Here is a 17903-nt window from a genome sequence, read left to right as displayed (position 1 = left end):
TCGTCCGCTTGCTACCTTTCGATGTTGCACGCCCTGGGAGAATCCATGACACGCACTGAAACAAGAACGAACGACTCGTCGACGGAGCCACCAATGAACAACACACCACAGCGCAAGCGCTGGGTTGCCGCCGCCTCGTGCGTGGGCCTCGTGGCCGCCATCGCAGGAGGGGGATACTGGTCGAACTACGTGTACCTGTCCGACCTGACCGCCTTGGATGCATGGAACCGCTACATGGACCTCGTCAAAGACGGAAAGTACAACGACGCCGTGAGATACTTCCCCGAACTCGTGACCCTTTTCGACGACAAAAACTCGCATGACTTCCTCACGGATGCCGCACACGCGCACGCCCCCTCGAAAGTCACTTTTGAGGGGCGCGCAGTTCCCAACAACTCGACGGAGAACGAGGGCATATGGACGGAGATCGAGGGTACGGTTCGATTCAACGACCGCGCAAGCGACTCCTACTCCTTCAGTTCCTATTTCAAAGAGACCACGAGGAGGAACGGTCAGCTCGGCATGTGGAAGATCGACACCTTTTCGTATGGATCGATGACCACGGTGATCGACACGGACGGCCTGCGCAGCATTCGCGTCGGCGACATCCTGGTCAGCAACCCGCGGGGTTCCTACCTCCTCCTTCCCGGCAGCTACCGCGTGGAAGCCACCCCCAAGAACCCCGACTACTGGACGCTCAACTACGAGCACCCCCTGGCCGATGGGGCAGGGGAAATCCGCACCAACATGTGGACCAGCCCCTTCACAATTGAGCCGAGCGAGAAGCTCACCCAATGGATCCAAACCGAAAGCGAAGCCTTCGCGGCATCTTGCCGCACCGGCACGCCAGACCCCGCGCGACAACGCACCTGCGGAGCCCTCGCATTCTCCACTGAACCACTGGACCTGGTCAACGACCCTCCCTTCATCGGCCCACTGGAGAATACGCGCTTCACCCTCACAGTAGGTACAGGCCCCACCGACCCCAACGCCGGCAAGAAATTCCCCCAAGGGACCTCCTTCGAATGCCGCATCGACTTCGCTTACGACGGTGCAACGCCCACGCTGGAGTGCACTCTGGATAAATGATTCATGACGTGTACACGAACATACGCCAGCACCCAGGGGCCACGCGCCCCTCACGCGAGGTAAACGCGCGCCTCCCACGGCTCGAGGACTGCCGGGACTCCCCGCTCGGCCTCGGGCAGGTCGCGGTTAGAAAGAAGCAGCTCGCCTGCCACCCCACGCGCCGCCTCGCCGAGGGACGCGGGCTGTGAGGAAAGGTTGACGAGGACCGTTGCCACGGCCTCGCCGAGGGTGCGCCGGTAGGCGAAAATAGCGGTCGAGGGGGTCGCGATGCGCTCGTATGCGCCAACCGCGATGACGGGCAGGCCGTGGCGGACGTCCGCAAGCGCGCGATAGTAGGCGTACACGGAAGAGGGATCACCGACCTGGGAGGCGGCGTTGATCTCCCGGTAGTTCGGGGTGACGCCAATCCACGGGTCCCCCTCCGTGAAGCCGGCGTGCTCGCTCGCGTCCCACTGGACGGGCGTGCGCGCGTTGTCGCGCCCGATCGCGCGCATACCTGCCAGGACGGCCTCGGGGCGCTCCCCCGCCGCCACGGCCTCGCGGTAGTAGCGCAGCGCTTCAACATCACGGAAATCGTCGAGGCCATGGAACGCCCCGTTGGTCATGCCGAGCTCCTCGCCCTGGTACACGTAGGGGGTGCCACGCAGCATGTGCAGCGCGGTGGCCAAGGCGGTCGCCGAGGCGTAGCGGTGCGATTCGTCGCCGAAACGGCTGACGGCGCGCGGCTGGTCATGATTATCCAGGTAGAGGCTATTCCACCCGACCTCGCCCTGCGCTTCCTGCCAGGCGCTCAGGCAGTCGGCGAGCTCGCCGGGGCGCAGCGGGCGCGGGTGGAACTTCCCCGCTTCGAGGCCGAGGTCGACGTGGTCGAATTGGAACACCATGTCGAGCTCGCGCCGGGCCGGGTCCGTGAACAGCAGGACGTTGTCGCGGCGCACGCCCGGAGTTTCGCCGACCGTCATAGTGCCGGCGCGGCCGTCGAACACCTCGCGGCGCATCTCGGCCAGGTATTCGTGCAGGTGCGGGCCTTCGGAAAAGTGCGGGTAACCCTCGCCCCACGCGCGCCCCGGATAGACGACGCCGTCAGGCAGGCCCGGATCCTTCGAGATCAGGTTGATGACGTCCATACGGAATCCGTCAACGCCGCGGTCGAGCCACCAGTTCATCATCTCGTAGATGGCGGCGCGGACCTCGGGGTTATCCCAGTTCAGGTCGGGCTGCTTCTTGTCGAAAAGATGCAGGTAGTACTGTCCCGTGGCCTCGTCCCACGCCCAGGCCGAGCCGGAGAAGAAGGACCCCCAGTTGTTGGGCTGTGCCCCGGCCTCGCCTCCCACGCACCCGGGGCGAGGGTCACGCCAGATGTACCAGTCGCGCTTCGGGTTATCCCGGGAGGAGCGCGACTCGACGAACCACGGGTTCTCGTCGGAAGAGTGGTTGACGACCAGGTCCATGACGAGGCGCATGCCCCTCTCGTGGACGCCGTCCAGCAGGGCATCGAAGTCCGCGAGCGTCCCGAACATGGGATCGATGTCGTAGTAGTCGGCGATGTCGTAGCCGTTGTCCGCCTGCGGGGAGGTGTAGATCGGCGAGAGCCACAGGACGTCCACGCCCAGGTTCTTCAGGTAGTCCAGTTTCTGTCGGATGCCTTCGAGGTCACCGAAGCCGTCCCCGTTGGAATCCTTGAAGGAGCGCGGGTAGATCTGGTAGACGACGGCGCCCTTCCACCACTCGTCGGGGCCCAGGCCGTTGCCTGCGGGGTTCAGAGCATCGCGAGAGAAGAACATGGAGCACCTGCCGAGAGTCGGGGAACCTACGTATGCAGCCGCTAGCCGCATGTCACTAGCGGCTTACTGTCAGCCATCCGCAGACTACCGCGTCTCAGGGCCCGCACCAAGTTCGCAGGCCGCGCAGCCGCCAGCCGGGCAATTGCAACGACACGCCGACACTAGCGCCCTATGGTGTCCCCATAAATCTCGCACGTAATTCCCGGCGGTCAGTTTTTAACACACCCCACAAACGTTGCAATTCCAACGATGCGATTTCAAGATTCAAAAGGTTTACATGGAAATTACGTGCGACATTGTTGGGAAACCACACCAGGCCACCACAACGAACTCCTTCACCACGATCCGTCGCACCCACCACGAGAACCTAGACGCAACCACCACCAAACAGCGGGCGGGCCGGAACCTCTCGGTTCCGGCCCGCCCCCGATGCTCGAGCATGGGCTATCAGTAGTGAACGACCACCGTGTCGCCCATGTCGGTCCAGTCATAGATGAACTTCGCGGCATCAACGGGCATATTCACGCAGCCGTGGGAGCCGCCATAGCCGCTCCACCCGAAGGAGGAACGCCAGGGGGCGCCGTGCATCGCGTAGGAGCCGGTGAAGTAGGTGACCCACGGGACACCTTCGGTCTCGTACTTGCTACCGTCGGCGTTCTCGCCGCGCATGGTCTGCACGTCGTACTTGAGATAGACGTGGAACGTGCCAGTGACGGTGGGCGTGTCGGGGGCGCCGGGCACCATGTAGAACGGACCGCCCGCAACCTTGCCGCCAACATAGGCGGTGACGGAGGCGTCAGAAAGGTTGATGTCGACCCACTTCTCGCCCTCGGCGGCCTGATAGACCAGGTTTTCGGTGCCTTCGGCAACCTGCTTGGTCTCGGAGCCGGGCTCGACGTCGTCGTAGTGGAAGAGGCCCTCATAGGGGGTGCCGTCGCTCATCGCGGCGACGACGCCCTTCGTGATCTCTTCGGTGTTGTTGGTCTTCAGGCCCTTCTTGCCTTCGCGGGCGGTGGTCAGCACGTTGCCGGAGGAGTCCACGTTTTCGACGCGGTTTTCGGGCTTGACGTCGGTGGTGGCCGCCAGGGCGTTGACCCAGTCGGCGACCTTGACGGTGCTGATGCTGGGCTCGTCGAGGCTCCCGTCGTCCTTGGTGAGGAATTCGAACCACTGGACTTTGTCGGAGCGCTCGGCGTAGAAGGTGTCGATGCCGTCGGAGATTTCGATCTCGGTATCGAGCAGGGCGTTGGCCTTGTCGGCGGCGGCCTGTGCGTCCTCGGTGGTGATAGAGGGCTCCATCTGGGAGACGGAGACGTCCTGGCTGACGGAGGTCAGGGTGGCACCGGCCTGTTTGACGGCGGCGGCGACCTCGTCGGGCGCGATGCCGTTGCCGTTCTGCGCGCGCGTGACGGTGAAGGACTCACCGTCGGGCGCAACGATGACCTGCGCGTCCTTCATCTCCGAGGTCAGGGTGGAGTTGACGGTCGCCGCGAGTTTCTTGATGGAGTCGTCGGAGACGGTGGTCACGGGCTCCACGGTGCGCTCGGAGAAGAGGGCACCGACGAAGGCGGGCAGGGAGGTGGATCCCTTCATGGCCTCGTCGGCGGTGGCCTCGGCGTCGACCGTGATACCGGCTTCGTTGAGCGAGGCCGTGGTGGCCTTGCCTTCGACGGTGAGGGTCACGTTCGTGGCGTCGGCGCGCGAGGTGACGGCGGCGATGACCTGGTCGCGGGTCATGCCGTTGACGGCGGTCCCGGCGACGGTGGTGCCGGGCAGCACGCGGCCGGAGTAGTTCGCCGCGTAGACGATGACGGCGCAGACAACAACGAGGACGAGGGCGCACGCCGCGCCGATCGCCCACCTGGTTTTAGTGGAAAGTTTCTTGAGCATCGTCGCCATCCTATAACCTCGAGCAGACTCACGAAAGTAGACGATTGAAATTTCAGCTGAGCAGTATGCCACATAAAAAATGACCACACGATCAAGGATTCACGCGCCAAACGTGATCATTGCCGCGAAGCGGCTCACCACCAGCACGAACGCAAGCCCTTATGCTTGTTATATCCGCGTTTGCTGTCGAACTTGGGAGGCTCACCATGGTTGCGCCGCGAATTCTAGTTGTCCCCGGCGGCACGGCGATCAACGCCGTCGCCCTGGCGAATGCCTCGATCCACAAGCTCGTTGAGCTCTACGAGGAGCGACAGGCCGACCCGAATCACCCGGCGCCGCACACCGTCGTCTTCCTGCGCGACCCCGCCCTGGTCCCCCCGGCCACGCTGCGCGGGTCCGCGGCGACGCCCGAGCAGGCGTTCCCCGAGGAGGACTACCCCGGCCTCGCCGATCGAATCACCAACGATCCGCACTTCCTCGACGGCGTCGACCTCGTCATCGCGACATCGGGTTCCAGCGTCGGCAAGCCTCGACTGGTCGGCCTCTCGACCGACGCCCTCATCGCCTCCGCGAAGGCCACGGAGCTGGCACTGGACGGCCCGGGCCGCTGGATCCTGGCGCTGCCCACGCACCACATCGCCGGCGCGATGGTTCTCCTGCGCGCCGCGGTCGCAGGAACGAACCCGCAGGTCGTGGACACGACGCAGGGCTTCGACCCGGCGGCGCTCCTGCCCGCGATCGCGGGCGTCACCCAAGACCAGATGCCGGGCTACCTCTCACTCGTGCCCACGCAGCTCGTGCAGTGCCTCGATGCGGGCGACCAGGTCATAGACGCCCTGCGTTCCCTGTCGGCGATCCTCGTGGGCGGCGCGGCGATCAGCCAGAACCTGCTCCAACGCGCCCTGGACGAGGGCCTGAAGGTGCGCACCACCTACGGCATGACGGAGACGTCGGGCGGCTGCGTGTACGACGGCGAGCCGATGCCCGGCGTGACAATCCGTGCAGTCGACTGGGACGGGCGCACGCGCCTGGCGTTCAACGGCCCGACCCTGATGACGCGCTACTTGGAAGCGGAGAGCCCCTTCTTCGAGGAGGGCGGCCACCGCTGGCTGGTTTCGGGAGACATGGGCATCATCCGGGCCTCGGGCAAGGTGGAAGTGAGCGGGCGCGCGGACGACGTCATCACCTCGGGCGGCCTGTCGATTGCGCCGGGGCCCCTGCGCCGCGCGGTGCGCTCCTACGAGGGCATTTCGGACGCGTGGATCCTGGGCACTCCCGATGAGAAGTGGGGCCAGATCGTGACGGCGTTGGTCGTCCCGAAGCAGATGCCGTCGGATTCGCTGGAGATGGCGGAGCTCGGCTCGGCGGTCCGCGAGCACGCGGCCGCTCGCATTGGGCGCGCGCAGGCGCCGCGCCGCGTCGTCGCAGTGGAGGAGCTGCCGTACCTGGGCTTCGACAAGATCGACCGCGCCGCCGCCGCACAGTCCGCGAGCGAGGCCTCGGGCACCGAACGGGAGTGGGTGCGCTAGCCCGTTTCCCGGCGGGGGCCTTCCTGCAACTACACTGGTGGCCATGGCTACCGTGACGGATTGGATTGAAGGCGCTCGCCTGCGCACCTTGCCCGCTGCCGCCGCACCCGTGATTGTCGGGTCGGCGGCCGCGCATTACTTGGGCGGGTTTGACGCGGGGCGGGCGTGCTTGGCGCTCGTGGTGGCGCTGGCCCTGCAGGTGGGGGTCAATTATGCGAACGACTATTCGGATGGGATTCGCGGTACGGACGATAACCGTCAGGGGCCGGCGCGTCTGACGGGAGGTGGCCTCGCCAAGCCGAGGACCGTTCTGGGGGCCGCGCTGGGTTGTTTCGCGTTGGCGGGCGTCGCTGGCGTGGCGCTGGTCGCGATCTCGGGCACGTGGTGGCTGATCGCTGCGGGCGCCGCGGCCGTGGTGGCGGCGTGGTTCTACACGGGTGGGAAGCACCCGTACGCGTACATGGGCATCGGCCTGTCCGAGCTGATGGTCTTCGTGTTTTTCGGCTTGCTGGCGTGCGTGGGCACGTCGTGGACGCAGGTGCAGTCGGCGCCGTGGTGGCTGTGGGTGAGCGCGTCGGCGCTGGGGCTGCTGTCGGTGGCCCTGCTGATGGCGAATAATATTCGCGATATTCCAACGGATCGCGCGTCCGGCAAGATGACGGCTGCGGTGCGTCTCGGGGATCGGGCGTCGCGCTGGGTGTTTGCGGCGTGCGTGTGGGTTCCGGTCGCGCTGATCGCGGTTGTGGGCGTGGCCATTGGGTTGCACCCGCTGGCGACGTGCGCGCTGGGCGTGGGCGCGGCCGGATGGGCGGCGGGCGTGAGTCTGCCGGTGTTGACGGGGGCCTCGGGGCGCGCGCTGATCGCGGTGCTGCGTAATACGGGGTTCTCGACGCTGGCGTGGGCGCTTCTCGCGGCGCTGGCGCTGGTCCTGTCGTAGGGACGAGGCAGGACGAGGCCTGGGCGGGGTGCGCTGGGCGCGGCGCACGCCCGGGGCGGGCTGCGTGAGGCCCGAACGACGCGCGGCGGCCTCGCGCTCACAGCCTGCGTCGGGCGACCTCGCGCTCACAGACTGCGAACGGCCTCGCCGTCGGCTATCCGCGCACGGCCCCGCGCCCGGGGAGCCGCTCAGCGGCCGAGGCGGTAGAGGTATTCGTGCGCCCAGTCCCCGGCGATGCCGGTGGCGGCCGCGCCGACGCACACGAGGGCGACGGCGTGGAAGGAACCGGTGGCGAGCCAGGGGGTGAAGACGCCGATGCCGATGGCGGCGCTGCCCTGCATGGCCAGGTCGTTCATGGCGACGGCGCGGCCGTTTTGCCCGGGGGCGACGGTGGCGAAGACGGTGTCGTAGATGGGGGTGAAGAGGGCTCCGAAGCCGGCGTAGATGAGGCACATGGAGGCGGTGATGACCCAGGGCCCGGCGCTCATGCACAGGGCGAGCAGCGCGGTCCCGGCGAGGATCAGTCCGACGCAGCCGCGCACGGTGGCGCCGCGGCCGATGCGGGCCATGACGGCGCCGGAGCTCATGGCGGTGGTCAGGGCGACGCAGTAGGCGGGCAGGAGTCGCACGGAGACCTGCGCGGGGGTGATCGCGTAGTAGGCGGCGCCGATGCCGTTCATGAGGGGCGCGACGGTGAAGTTCATGCAGTAGACGATGACGATGAGGCTGACGGAGCGCGCCCAGGGGACGTTGGTGAAGAAGGAGCGGGTGATGAAGGGCGCGCGGGCGCGGCCGATGTAGCGCCAGAAGGCGGCGGCGCCGAGGATGAGGCCGCCGATGAGCCACCAGCAGGGGTTGGAGGCGGCCAGTGTGAGCAGGAGTGCCAGGGCGGAGAAGATCGCGAGGCCGACGACGTCAACGCGCCCGGTGTGGGCGCGGGCGGGAACGCGCCGTCCCATGATGGGCACGAAGGCGAGGCCGCCGAGGGGGATGAGGAGGAGGAGCGCCCAGTTGGCGTCGGCGAGGAGGCCCCCGGAGAGCATACCGATGGCGGTTCCTCCTTGGAAGGCGGCGCACATGAGGCCGACGTAGAGGCTGCGGCGCTTGGGGTCGGCGATGCCGGTGGCGAGGATCATGTAGGCGGAGGCGGCGGCCTGGTAGCCTAGGGTTTGGAGCGCCCGGGCGATGATGATGCCGGTCAGGGAGGAGGAGAAGGCGAATCCGAGGAGGGAGCCCGCGACGATGAGGGCGACGCCGACGTCGACGATGCGGCGCAGGGGGATGAAGTCGCCGAGGGTGCCGTACAGGAAGCATGCGACGCCGAGGACGATGCCGGGGATGGCGGTGATGAGGCCGGAGGCGTCGCCGGCGCCGATATCGGCGGCGACGCGCAGGTAGACGAGGTTGAAGCCCTGGAGGGAGACGGTGCCGAGCGCGTAGATGCCCAGGAGGGACAGGAGGACGCTCGCGGGGCTGGCCGCGCGTTCCTTGTTGGGTGCGGCCGTGCGCGTGGAGGCCGAGGCCGTGGCCCCCGCCTGGATGACCTGGGAGGGGATGGTGTCGACGCGGCAGGAGGGGGCTGCCGGGCGTGTGGAGACGAGGAATCGGAGTGTGCGCACGGCCGATAGTTCACCATAAAGCGTCACTTTAGTAGTATTGCAGGAAACTGGCTGACGAATTAAGTTGCACTTAATCCTTGAAAACTCGCCGAACGTCGCACCCCGATAGTTGTCAACGAAGCCTGTGACATGGCACAATGAAGCATCCATCACATAGGAGAGTCCATGGCACGCGTCATCGTTGTCGGTTCCATCAATCAGGACGTGACGGTCACCGTCGACCGTTTCCCAACCCCCGGAGAGACCCTCTCCAGCTCATCCCTGACCTACGGCCTCGGCGGAAAGGGAGCCAACCAGGCGGCCGCGGCCGCCCGCTCCGGCATCCCCACCCTCTTCGTCGGGGCGGTGGGCACCGACCTGGCGGGCCACAGCCTGCGCACGCATCTCGCGGCCCACGGCGTGGGCGTCACCCACCTGCGCGAGGTCGACTCCCCGTCGGGAACCGCGCTCATCACGGTTGCCGCCAGCGGGGAGAACACGATCATCCTGGACGCGGGCGCGAACCGCGCGTCATCGATCGCCCACGCCAAGGCCTCGTTGTTCCCCGCCCCCTCCGACATCGTCGTCCTCCAGGCCGAGATTCCCCCTGCGGCCAACGCGGCGGCCATCGAGTGGGCTCATTCCTTTGGCGCGCGGGTCCTGCTCAACCTGGCGCCCGCGCGCGCAACCGACCCGGCAACGCTGTCGCGCGTCGACATCCTGGTGGTCAACGAGACGGAGGCCGGGCTGACGCTGGGCATGCCGGCGCCGGCGACGCCGACCGAGGCGATCGGCGTGGCACGGGCGCTACGAGGCATGGGTCCGCGCCACGTCGTCGTGACGCTGGGCGCGCAGGGCGCGGCGTGGGCATCGGGGGCCGAGGCCCGCCACAGCCCCGCGATCACGCTCGGTGAGGCCGTGGACACCACGGGGGCAGGGGACGCGTGCGTGGGGGCGCTGGCTGCGGCGCTGACGCTCGGCAAGCCCTTCGACGAGGCCGTGGCGGACGGCATGCGGGCGGGGGCCGCGGCGGTCCTCGCGCCGGGGGCGGCCGCCTCCTACGCGAACCTGCCCAGGATCACGCGCAACTGATCGAGGATTGCCCCGGGAGTGAACGCGAGCGCGTGAGGCACCCCACGCCCGTAGACTAGGGGCATGGCCAGGATCCTCTTCTTCGTCGCAATGCTCGCGCTCACCATCTACGCGGCCGCGGACTGGCACCGCACGCCCGAAGATGAGATGCCCGGCAAGCTCCCCAAGCCGATCTGGCTGCTCATCATCCTCTTCACGGCGACGATCGCGGCGATCGGCCCGATCGTATGGCTCGTGCTGCGCTGGGTGTCGCGCGCGGAAAAGACGCAGCAGGCGCGCCCTCACACCCCCTCCCGCCCCTCGGCGCCGGACGACGACCCCGAGTTCCTCTTCCGCCTCGAGCGCGACATTCAGCGCAAGCGCCGCGAGGAGGAGCGACGCAAGCGCGAGCGGGGCGAGGACGCCTCAGACGGGGACGCGACCGGGTCCGACAGCTAACGGCGCAGGTCGGCGGCAGAGTCGCCCGGCGTCATGTCCTTCGCCAGGGCGACCAGGTCCGCGGCGGGCTCCGCGTAGGAGGTCCCCACGAGCGTGGCACCCGAGAAGATGAAGGACGTGATGGAGGCCAGCGAGCAGTGCCGCGACTTGGGCGAGTGCGCCAGCGGCTGGCCGTTCACGAAGCGCGTCAGCGTCACGATCGGGTTCTGATGGGACACGACCAGCGCCTCGCGCCCCCGAGCCTCGCGCAGCGCCGAGGACAGGGCCGCGCTCATGCGGGATGCGACGTCGCGGTAGGGTTCGCCCCACGAGGGACGCAGTGGGTTGCAGTAGTACTTGTAGTACTTGGGGTTGGCCAGCATCGCGCGATGAGAGTTGACCGGGAGCCCCTCGAACACGTTGTCGGATTCGATGAGGTGGGGATCCGAGGCGATGCTCAGCCCGTAGGCCGCTGCGGTCGGCGCCGCCGTCAGCTGTGCGCGCAGCAGCGGCGAGGAGATGACGCGAGCGATATCCGCACCCGATTCCACCAGGTACTGTGCGGCGCGCGCGGCCATCTGATGCCCGAGCTCCGTCAGCCCAAAACCGGGAAGCCTGCCGTACAAGACGCCGTCGGGGTTGGCCACTTCGCCGTGGCGCATGACGTGAATGATGGTGCGGTCCATAAGCCACAAGTATAGGGGCCTGGGCACACGAGAGGCCCGACCAGATGGCCGGGCCTCCACTCGCTCACTTCTTGTTGCGACGCTGGTGACGCGTCTTACGCAGGAGCTTGCGGTGCTTCTTCTTCGCCATGCGCTTACGGCGCTTCTTGATGACGGAGCCCATGGGGTTCCTCCCTCGTAGTGTGGGCGGCAGAGGTACTACCGCTGGTTGATGATGGGTGCCCGGAGCGGGCACATCGTGCCTATACTACCCGCCAATGACGCGAGCCTGGCCACCGGAGTGATCCGCCATACCGGCCTGGATCATCTGGGCGACCGCGGCCTCGGGGACTCGGAAGCTCTTTCCGACGCGGATCGCGGGCATTTCGCCACTGTGAATCAACCGGTACACAGTCATCTTAGAGACGCGCATGATGTCCGCCACTTCCGTGACAGTCATAAAGCGCGGCGCCGACTGCTGTTCCATTAATGACTCCCAGTATGCTCGCGAGGCGCGCTAAACCCGTTCGTTCACCGCTTACGTAGCCTCACGAAATATACTACTGCCCAACCGCATGGAAACTGCAACTTTATCCAGTTTTGTTGCAGAGTCGTTAAGGAGCATCGATGGGACGGGCACGCAAGGGGCGCACGCCGCGAGCAGGAAAGCCTCGCCTGCGCACTGAGTCCGGCGCGACGAGGTCTTTGATCCGCGGGCGCGCCACGGCCTCGTCCCACGCGATTTCAGCGGAGGCCCTGACCCCTCAGCCCTCCCCCATCGTGCGGCAGGTCCCGGGTGGTCCGAGCGGGCCTCACCCCCAGGTCCCCAGCTCGCGCGCCCAGCGCGTGCGCGCGTGGCTGTCGCGCCAGGCCCGTTATTCGCCGGCGCGCCTGGCTCTGAGTACCTTCGCGCTCATCATCGGGGTCATCACCCTCCTGCTCATGCTGCCCATCGCGTCCGCAACCGACACGTCCGCGCCTTTCGTCGACGTGCTCTTCACGGCCGTCTCCGCCGTTTGCGTGACAGGTCTCACCACCGTCGATACTGCCACCTACTGGTCGCCTTTCGGGCAGGCCGTCATCGCGGCGGGCATCGTCGTCGGCGGCCTGGGCGTCATGACGCTCGCCTCGATCCTCGCCTTCGCCGTGTCCCGCCACCTGGGCCTGACCCAGCGCATGCTCGCCACGCAGGAAACCGGGACCGGCGCCATGGGGCAGATCTCCACCCTCCTCAAGGCCGTCATCGCGACCTCCCTGACGATGCAGGCACTCCTGGCCATGATGTTCCTGCCCCGCTTCCTCGCGATGGGCATCGATCCCGCGGGCGCGGTATGGGACGCCGTTTTCATGGCTATCTCCGTGTTCAACAACGCTGGCTTCGTGATCTTGCCCGAGGGTCTCGCCCCGCACGTCACGGACTGGTGGATGCTGATCCCCATCATCTTGGGTACGACCGTGGGCGCGATCGGCTTCCCCGTCATCATGGACGTCGCGAAGAATCTGCGCAGCCCGCGCCGCTGGCGCCTGCACACGAAGCTGACGCTGGCCACCTACCTGATCTTGGCGTTCGTCGGCGCCCTCGCCCTGGCGCTCACCGAGTGGCATAACCCGGCGACGCTGGGTTCCATTGACACCCCGTCGAAGATCCTCAACGCCATGCTGGCGGGCGTGAATTCGCGGTCCTCGGGCCTGTCTGCCTTGGACGTGGGGGCGATGCAGTCGCAGACCCACTTCGTGCAGGACATCCTCATGATGATCGGCGGCGGCTCTGCATCCACGGCGGGTGGCGTGAAGGTGACGACCTTCGCGGTGCTGGTCCTGGCCGTCATCGCCGAGGCCCGAGGCGACCGCGACATCGAGACCTTCGGCCGGCGTATCCCCACCTCGACCGTGCGCCTGGCGGTCGCCGTCTCCCTCCTGGGTCTGGCCATGGTCGCGATCTCCGTCGTCCTCCTGCTGTCGATGACAGATCATTCGCTGGACGTCATTCTGTTCGAGACTGTGTCCGCGTTCGCCACGGTGGGCCTGTCCACGGGCGTCACACCCACTCTGCCCGTGGGAGCGAAGTACGTGCTCATCGCCCTCATGTTCGCCGGGCGCACGGGCTCGATGACGGTGGCCGCCGCCCTGGCCCTGCGCGAGCGTTCCCGCGTCATTCGCATGCCCGAGGAGCAGCCGATCATCGGCTAAATGCCGCCGCCCAGTCCGGGCGCCTCCCCTCGCGCGCGGCGCGCGCGGGGCGCGCGAGAGCGGCGACGAGTGCGTCGTTCCCCGTCTTTTCTGAGGTTGATGCGCCGCCCTTTTGCCGTCTGGTAGGCTTGTCGTGTTCCTACTGTATTCGTGGACGAGGGAGAGCATCGTGGCTGAAGACCTTGAGGTGAGTAAAGAGAAGTGGCAGCGCTGGATTAGGGAGCTGACCGAGGGCGATGAGTGCGTCATCAACAAACTCAAGAAGGCGGCCGATCTCTGTGACGAGCTCAGTCGGAGGCAGACGGAGGCGAAGTGGGGCAGGGAGGAGGGTCCGGTCGCGTTCCAGAGGGTCTACGCCAGCTACTGGCAGCAGGAGAAGACCGCCCTGGAAGGAATGATCGAAAACGTCGACAAGTTCGCGAAAGCTGTCAAAAAGGCGTTGAGTAATCTTGAGGCGGGGGATGAGAACGCGGCCACGAAACTGAACCAGGAGGTGGCCGGGATCCCGTCGATGTACATATCGGAGGAGAAGCGGCGCCTGTTGGATTCGGAATTTGGGGCCCTGCCCATCCCCCCGGACCTGTTCTACTAGGACCCCGGGGCCGGTCAATCATTCCATGAACGGGAGGACAGTAATGGCAGTGGTGACGAGGCGCCTGGGCGCGTGGGTGGCGTGCGCACTGGTGGCGGTGGCGTGCCTGTGCGTGGGGGGCGCCCCCGCGCGGGCGGATGATACGCCGGTGCGGATCGCCAGCGCGACGCCGACCGCGCCCGAGCCGGGCACCCTCATGCCCGGCAACGAAATCTGGATGAGCATTAGCATCCGGTACGGGCTGGACGGGTCCGGCACCGACATGCTCGACACCGTTGAGGTGAGGATCATGCTGTCCCTCGGAGAACTAGGTCAGCATTTTCAGGTGGAGGATTGTCAGGCTATCGCTGACACGTTCTGGTCGGGTTCTCACCCCGATTTCAAGTCGAAAGCTTCCTTCTCCCCAATTAGCTGCAGCCTAGAAGCGACGTATTATCGGGAGGCGCGTCACGCCTTCTATTCCATGGATGAGTCCGGTCATCTCCAGCTGCGCGCCCCGATGGAATACTTCCAGCAGATGGCCGACAGCTTCGAAAAGGGGACCATCACGGAGCTTAGCTATTATGCGCCTTCGATGGTTAACGGTCACTGCAATTTTGAGACGAGCTACTCAGTCATTGACGAGCCGCTCGTGGGCAACTCGCACAGTAACGGCTGTGTCTGGCAAAGCGACCAGGGGACCGTCATTCCCATCACGGATGAGCCGCTCCTCGAAGGCGACGCCGACGAATCCTTCACCACGTATAAGCAAGGCACGGTGGGGGCGTTCACGGACCTGGTCGCACCAGTCAACCCCTTCACCCTGCCCACTCCAGAACCCACGACCGACCCTTCCACCGGCGCCTCGGCCGCCGCGTCGGGAGACCGGTCCGAGCCGGGCAGGTCCTCCTCGACGGGCCTGCTCATCGGTATCGGCGCCGCCATCGCCACCCTCCTCCTGGTCGGCACCGCCGCCCTGGTGGTGGCCCTGCGCCGCAGACACTAGCCACACGCCGAACACCACGCCACCGCCGGCGATCAAGTACGCGAACCGAGAGGCACCCCATGACAACGCAGACAACAACCCGAGGCCGGGTGGCCCGGTGGGCGGCGTGCGCCCTGGTGGCGGTGGCGTGCCTGTGCGTGGGGAGTGTCCCCGCGCGGGCAGATGATACGCCGGTGCGGATCGCCAGCGCGACGCCGACCGCGCCCGAGCCGGGCACCCTCATGCCCGGCAACGAAATCAAGATGAACATCAGCATCCGGTACGGGCTGGACGGGTCGGGCACCGACACGCTCGACACCGTTGAGGTGACGATTAGGCTGTCCCCCTGGGGGCTGGATAATGATTTTCAGGTGGAGGATTGCCAGGCTATCGCCGACACGTTCTGGTCGGGTTCTCACCCCGATTTCAAGTCGAAAGCTTCCCTCTCCCCAGTTAGCTGTGACCTAGAAGCGACGTATTATCGGGAGGCGCGTCACGCCTTCTATTCCATGGACGAGTCCGGTCACCTCCAGCTGCGCGCCCCCATGGAATACTTCCAGCAGATGGCCGACAGCTTCGAAAAGGGGACCATCACGGAGCTTAGCTATTATGCGCCTTCTATGGTTAACGGTCAGTGCAATTTTGAGACGAGCTACTCAGTCATTGACGAGCCGCTCGTGGCCAACGCACACAGTAACGGCTGTGTCTGGCAATCCAGGCAGGGGACCGTCATTCCCATCACGGATGAGCCGCTCCTCGAAGGCGACGCCGACGAATTCTTCACCACGTACAAGGAGGGCACGGTGGGGGCGTTCACGGACCTGGTCGCACCAGTCAACCCCTTCACCCTGCCCACTCCAGAACCCACGACCCCACCAGCCGCAGGCTCCTCGACCGCAGGGGACTCCACTGACGGGCAGAGCGACTCCACGGGCCTACTCATCGGCATCGGCGCCGCCATCGCCGCCCTCCTCCTGGTGGGCGCCGGGGCCCTGGTGGTGGCCCTGCGCCGCAGACACTAACCAACACAGGGACGCTTCCTCACGTCGCTGTACACGCCCGAGGAGGCAGCAGGACCCATCTCACCACCGCGATGCGTCTTCGACGCTCGTTGCGCGCAAACACGCCGATATCACATCCGCGCGCACACGCAAACACCGAGGGCCGCACCCAACCGGGTGCGGCCCTCACTGTGGATTCTCAGGCGACGACAGGCTCACCAGTCCTCGCCCGAATCACGTGAGAGAGGCTTGAGCTGATCGGCGCTGCCAGCAGCACCACCGACCAGGCCCGTCGACTGCTCCTCGATGCCGTCAATGCGTACCACATCGTAATTGCGACGCTGCGTCTCCTTCTTCTTCTCGCCACGACCGGCAGAAGAACCCCCGCCCAGCACGCCACGACCACCAGCACCACCGCGACCGGCAGCACCGCCACGACCACCGGCACCAGCACCGCCGCGGCCAGCGACACCAGCGCCGCCACGGCCAGAACCCGCACCGGCCTCGCGACCAACGACACCGGAGACGCCACCGCGACCAGCAGTGCCAGCACCACCGCGACCGGCAACACCAGCACCACCGCGGCCAGCAGCACCGCCGCGACCAGCGACACCAGCACCACCGCGGCCAGCGACACCAGCACCGCCACGAGCAGAACCCGCGCCGCCCTCGCGACCAAGGGCACCGGAGACACCACCGCGGCCAGCAGCACCAGCACCGCCACGGCCAGCAGCACCAGCACCGCCACGAGCAGAGCCCGCGCCGCCCTCGCGGCCAAGGACACCGGAGACACCACCGCGGCCAGCAGCACCGCCGCGACCGGCGACACCAGCACCACCGCGACCGGCGACACCAGCACCACCGCGACCGGCGACACCAGCACCGCCACGACCTGCCACGCCAGCGCTACGAGCACCGGACTGACCGCCGGTACCCACCACGCCGCCGCGACCCACGGCACCAACGCCGCCGCGACCCACGGCACCAGCGCCGCCGCCGGACAACGACGGGGAACGCAGCACACCACCGGCGGGAGCGGACGGACGCAGCGCAGCACCAGGCGTCATTCCGGCAATGCCGCCGTAACCGCCACCACGACCGAGGAAGCCACCGGCCGCACCCGCAGCCGACCCGGCGACGAGCGTACCGCCCACGATACGAGCCGCCCCGCCGCTCGACGGCGGCACAGCACGCCAAGCGGGGTCATCAATATTGAGCACATCGGCCGGCATATGGCCGCCAACCGGCCCGTTGGGCGTCATGCGCGCATTAATCGGAGTCCTGGCCAGATCGATGTGTGACAGATCATCCGGATCCGTAATCGGATTGGAGATACTACCCAGCTCGTCACCCGAGGGACGCACCCACCCACTCAGGCCAGAACCGCCACCGGTCAGACCCGACACTCCGCCAGTCACAACGTTGCCAGCGCCACCCCCACCCGGGCGCGGAGTGGGATCCACGGGCCGCCTGGGCTTAGGCGGAACCGGCGGAACCGGCCCGGGCTTATCGTCATCATCGGGATTTGGCACAGGCGGGTCAGGAATGGACGTCTGAATGTTAGACGCGTGCTCATTACCAACGGAATTGAGCTGGTCTAGGATCGCCTTCGCTGCCTGTTCTCGTTCCTCATTCTTAACCTTCTCAAGAGCTGAGATGTAGGCCCGCCCCGTCGCCTCGACTGCGCCGCCGAACATTCCTCTCATGTCGACCGGAATCGTCACAAGCTCACTGGAATGGCGCAGGCTTTCGAGCAGGGGCTCAATCAACGTTGGGCTCAGGGAAGCGCCCTGCTGAACGAGATCGGCCATCTTGATACGCAGCGTCTCGTGGTGCGCTTTCGAGCTCCTAATCGTTTCCAAGTGTCGCTTCGACTCCACACCGAAGCTAGCCATCCACCCGTCGGCACCTTCCTTGGTCTGCGACTGGCCGACACTCTTGTCTCGTTGAAACTCCTCAGACGTCCCCTTAGCTTCATCCACAGAGGTGTGAACATCCGAGGACATCGTTCTTTCCTCGGTATCCTGCGAGCCTTCGGGCTTCACACTCAGCTGAAGAAGTTCTTTAACGCGATCGTAATTGTCCGTTGATAACACGATACAACCTCACATACAGTCAATAACGCTCGTATACGAGCGTGGGAACCGCACGCGGT

Annotated in this window: 17 protein-coding genes; 10 read left to right on the top strand and 7 right to left on the bottom strand. The window is 66.4% G+C overall.

The window, feature by feature from the left end; all coding sequences use genetic code 11:
• Window positions 1-93: 93 nt before the first annotated feature.
• Window positions 94-1089: a hypothetical protein gene (locus QU663_RS01810; RefSeq protein ID WP_021611616.1), complete on the top strand. Its 996-nt coding sequence runs from the start codon at window positions 94-96 to the stop codon at window positions 1087-1089.
• 50 nt (window positions 1090-1139) lie between these two features.
• On the opposite strand, the gene QU663_RS01805 is transcribed toward QU663_RS01810, so the two are convergent.
• Together QU663_RS01805 and QU663_RS01800 are read right to left on the bottom strand one after the other, a co-directional pair.
• Window positions 1140-2873 (bottom strand): alpha-glucosidase, encoded by a 1734-nt coding sequence (locus QU663_RS01805; RefSeq protein WP_021611615.1) that lies wholly within the window; start codon window positions 2871-2873, stop codon window positions 1140-1142.
• A 447-nt stretch (window positions 2874-3320) separates the two neighbouring features.
• Window positions 3321-4763, bottom strand: coding sequence for a L,D-transpeptidase family protein (locus tag QU663_RS01800; RefSeq protein ID WP_034480787.1), 1443 nt, complete (start codon window positions 4761-4763; stop codon window positions 3321-3323).
• A 206-nt stretch (window positions 4764-4969) separates the two neighbouring features.
• On the opposite strand from QU663_RS01800, the gene QU663_RS01795 reads away from it, so the two are divergent.
• Complete coding sequence (locus tag QU663_RS01795; protein ID WP_198010209.1) at window positions 4970-6292, top strand: AMP-binding protein; 1323 nt, start codon at window positions 4970-4972, stop codon at window positions 6290-6292.
• Window positions 6293-6335: 43 nt separating this feature from the next.
• Window positions 6336-7229 (top strand): 1,4-dihydroxy-2-naphthoate polyprenyltransferase, encoded by an 894-nt coding sequence (locus QU663_RS01790; protein ID WP_021611397.1) that lies wholly within the window; start codon window positions 6336-6338, stop codon window positions 7227-7229.
• A 188-nt stretch (window positions 7230-7417) separates the two neighbouring features.
• Here QU663_RS01790 and QU663_RS01785 read toward each other — a convergent pair whose 3' ends face one another.
• Complete coding sequence (locus QU663_RS01785; protein WP_021612720.1) at window positions 7418-8848, bottom strand: MFS transporter; 1431 nt, start codon at window positions 8846-8848, stop codon at window positions 7418-7420.
• Between the two features lie 165 nt (window positions 8849-9013).
• Between QU663_RS01785 and QU663_RS01780 the strand changes: the two genes are divergently transcribed.
• Both QU663_RS01780 and QU663_RS01775 read left to right on the top strand, forming a co-directional pair.
• Window positions 9014-9919, top strand: coding sequence for a ribokinase (locus QU663_RS01780; protein ID WP_021612721.1), 906 nt, complete (start codon window positions 9014-9016; stop codon window positions 9917-9919).
• A 63-nt stretch (window positions 9920-9982) separates the two neighbouring features.
• A complete protein-coding gene (locus QU663_RS01775; RefSeq protein WP_021612722.1) occupies window positions 9983-10357 on the top strand; it encodes a hypothetical protein in 375 nt (124 codons plus the stop codon).
• Here QU663_RS01775 and QU663_RS01770 read toward each other — a convergent pair.
• The 3 genes from QU663_RS01770 to QU663_RS01760 form a co-directional block, all read right to left on the bottom strand.
• A complete protein-coding gene (locus tag QU663_RS01770; protein WP_021612723.1) occupies window positions 10354-11022 on the bottom strand; it encodes a histidine phosphatase family protein in 669 nt (222 codons plus the stop codon). The genes QU663_RS01775 and QU663_RS01770 overlap by 4 nt on opposite strands.
• A gap of 64 nt (window positions 11023-11086) precedes the next feature.
• Complete coding sequence (locus QU663_RS01765; protein WP_003792170.1) at window positions 11087-11185, bottom strand: 30S ribosomal protein bS22; 99 nt, start codon at window positions 11183-11185, stop codon at window positions 11087-11089.
• An 84-nt stretch (window positions 11186-11269) separates the two neighbouring features.
• The gene (locus tag QU663_RS01760; protein ID WP_009055484.1) at window positions 11270-11488 is read right to left on the bottom strand and encodes a helix-turn-helix domain-containing protein; all 219 of its coding nucleotides are present in this window, start codon (window positions 11486-11488) and stop codon (window positions 11270-11272) included.
• A 140-nt stretch (window positions 11489-11628) separates the two neighbouring features.
• Here QU663_RS01760 and QU663_RS01755 point away from each other — a divergent pair, with 140 nt between their 5' ends.
• From QU663_RS01755 to QU663_RS01740, 4 genes are all read left to right on the top strand, one after another.
• The gene (locus QU663_RS01755) at window positions 11629-13191 is read left to right on the top strand and encodes a TrkH family potassium uptake protein (protein WP_034482306.1); all 1563 of its coding nucleotides are present in this window, start codon (window positions 11629-11631) and stop codon (window positions 13189-13191) included.
• Between the two features lie 169 nt (window positions 13192-13360).
• Window positions 13361-13783, top strand: coding sequence for a hypothetical protein (locus tag QU663_RS01750; protein WP_156912157.1), 423 nt, complete (start codon window positions 13361-13363; stop codon window positions 13781-13783).
• A 43-nt stretch (window positions 13784-13826) separates the two neighbouring features.
• Window positions 13827-14768, top strand: coding sequence for a hypothetical protein (locus tag QU663_RS01745; protein WP_304990651.1), 942 nt, complete (start codon window positions 13827-13829; stop codon window positions 14766-14768).
• 59 nt (window positions 14769-14827) lie between these two features.
• Entirely contained in the window at window positions 14828-15769 is a 942-nt protein-coding gene (locus tag QU663_RS01740; protein ID WP_021612729.1) for a hypothetical protein, read from the top strand.
• Between the two features lie 178 nt (window positions 15770-15947).
• On the opposite strand, the gene QU663_RS01735 is transcribed toward QU663_RS01740, so the two are convergent.
• Window positions 15948-16805 carry a hypothetical protein gene (locus QU663_RS01735; protein WP_304990650.1) on the bottom strand — a complete coding sequence of 286 codons (858 nt, stop codon included), beginning with the start codon at window positions 16803-16805 and terminating at the stop codon, window positions 15948-15950.
• 679 nt (window positions 16806-17484) lie between these two features.
• Here QU663_RS01735 and QU663_RS01730 point away from each other — a divergent pair.
• A complete protein-coding gene (locus tag QU663_RS01730) occupies window positions 17485-17838 on the top strand; it encodes a hypothetical protein (RefSeq protein ID WP_296491720.1) in 354 nt (117 codons plus the stop codon).
• The last annotated feature ends 65 nt before the right edge of the window (window positions 17839-17903 follow it).

Origin of the sequence: Schaalia sp. HMT-172, from assembly GCF_030644365.1 — a bacterium.
Classification (GTDB): Bacteria; Actinomycetota; Actinomycetes; order Actinomycetales; family Actinomycetaceae; genus Pauljensenia.
The sequence above is the reverse complement of the archived record's forward strand: the minus strand, read 5'-3'. Positions and strand labels throughout refer to the sequence as shown.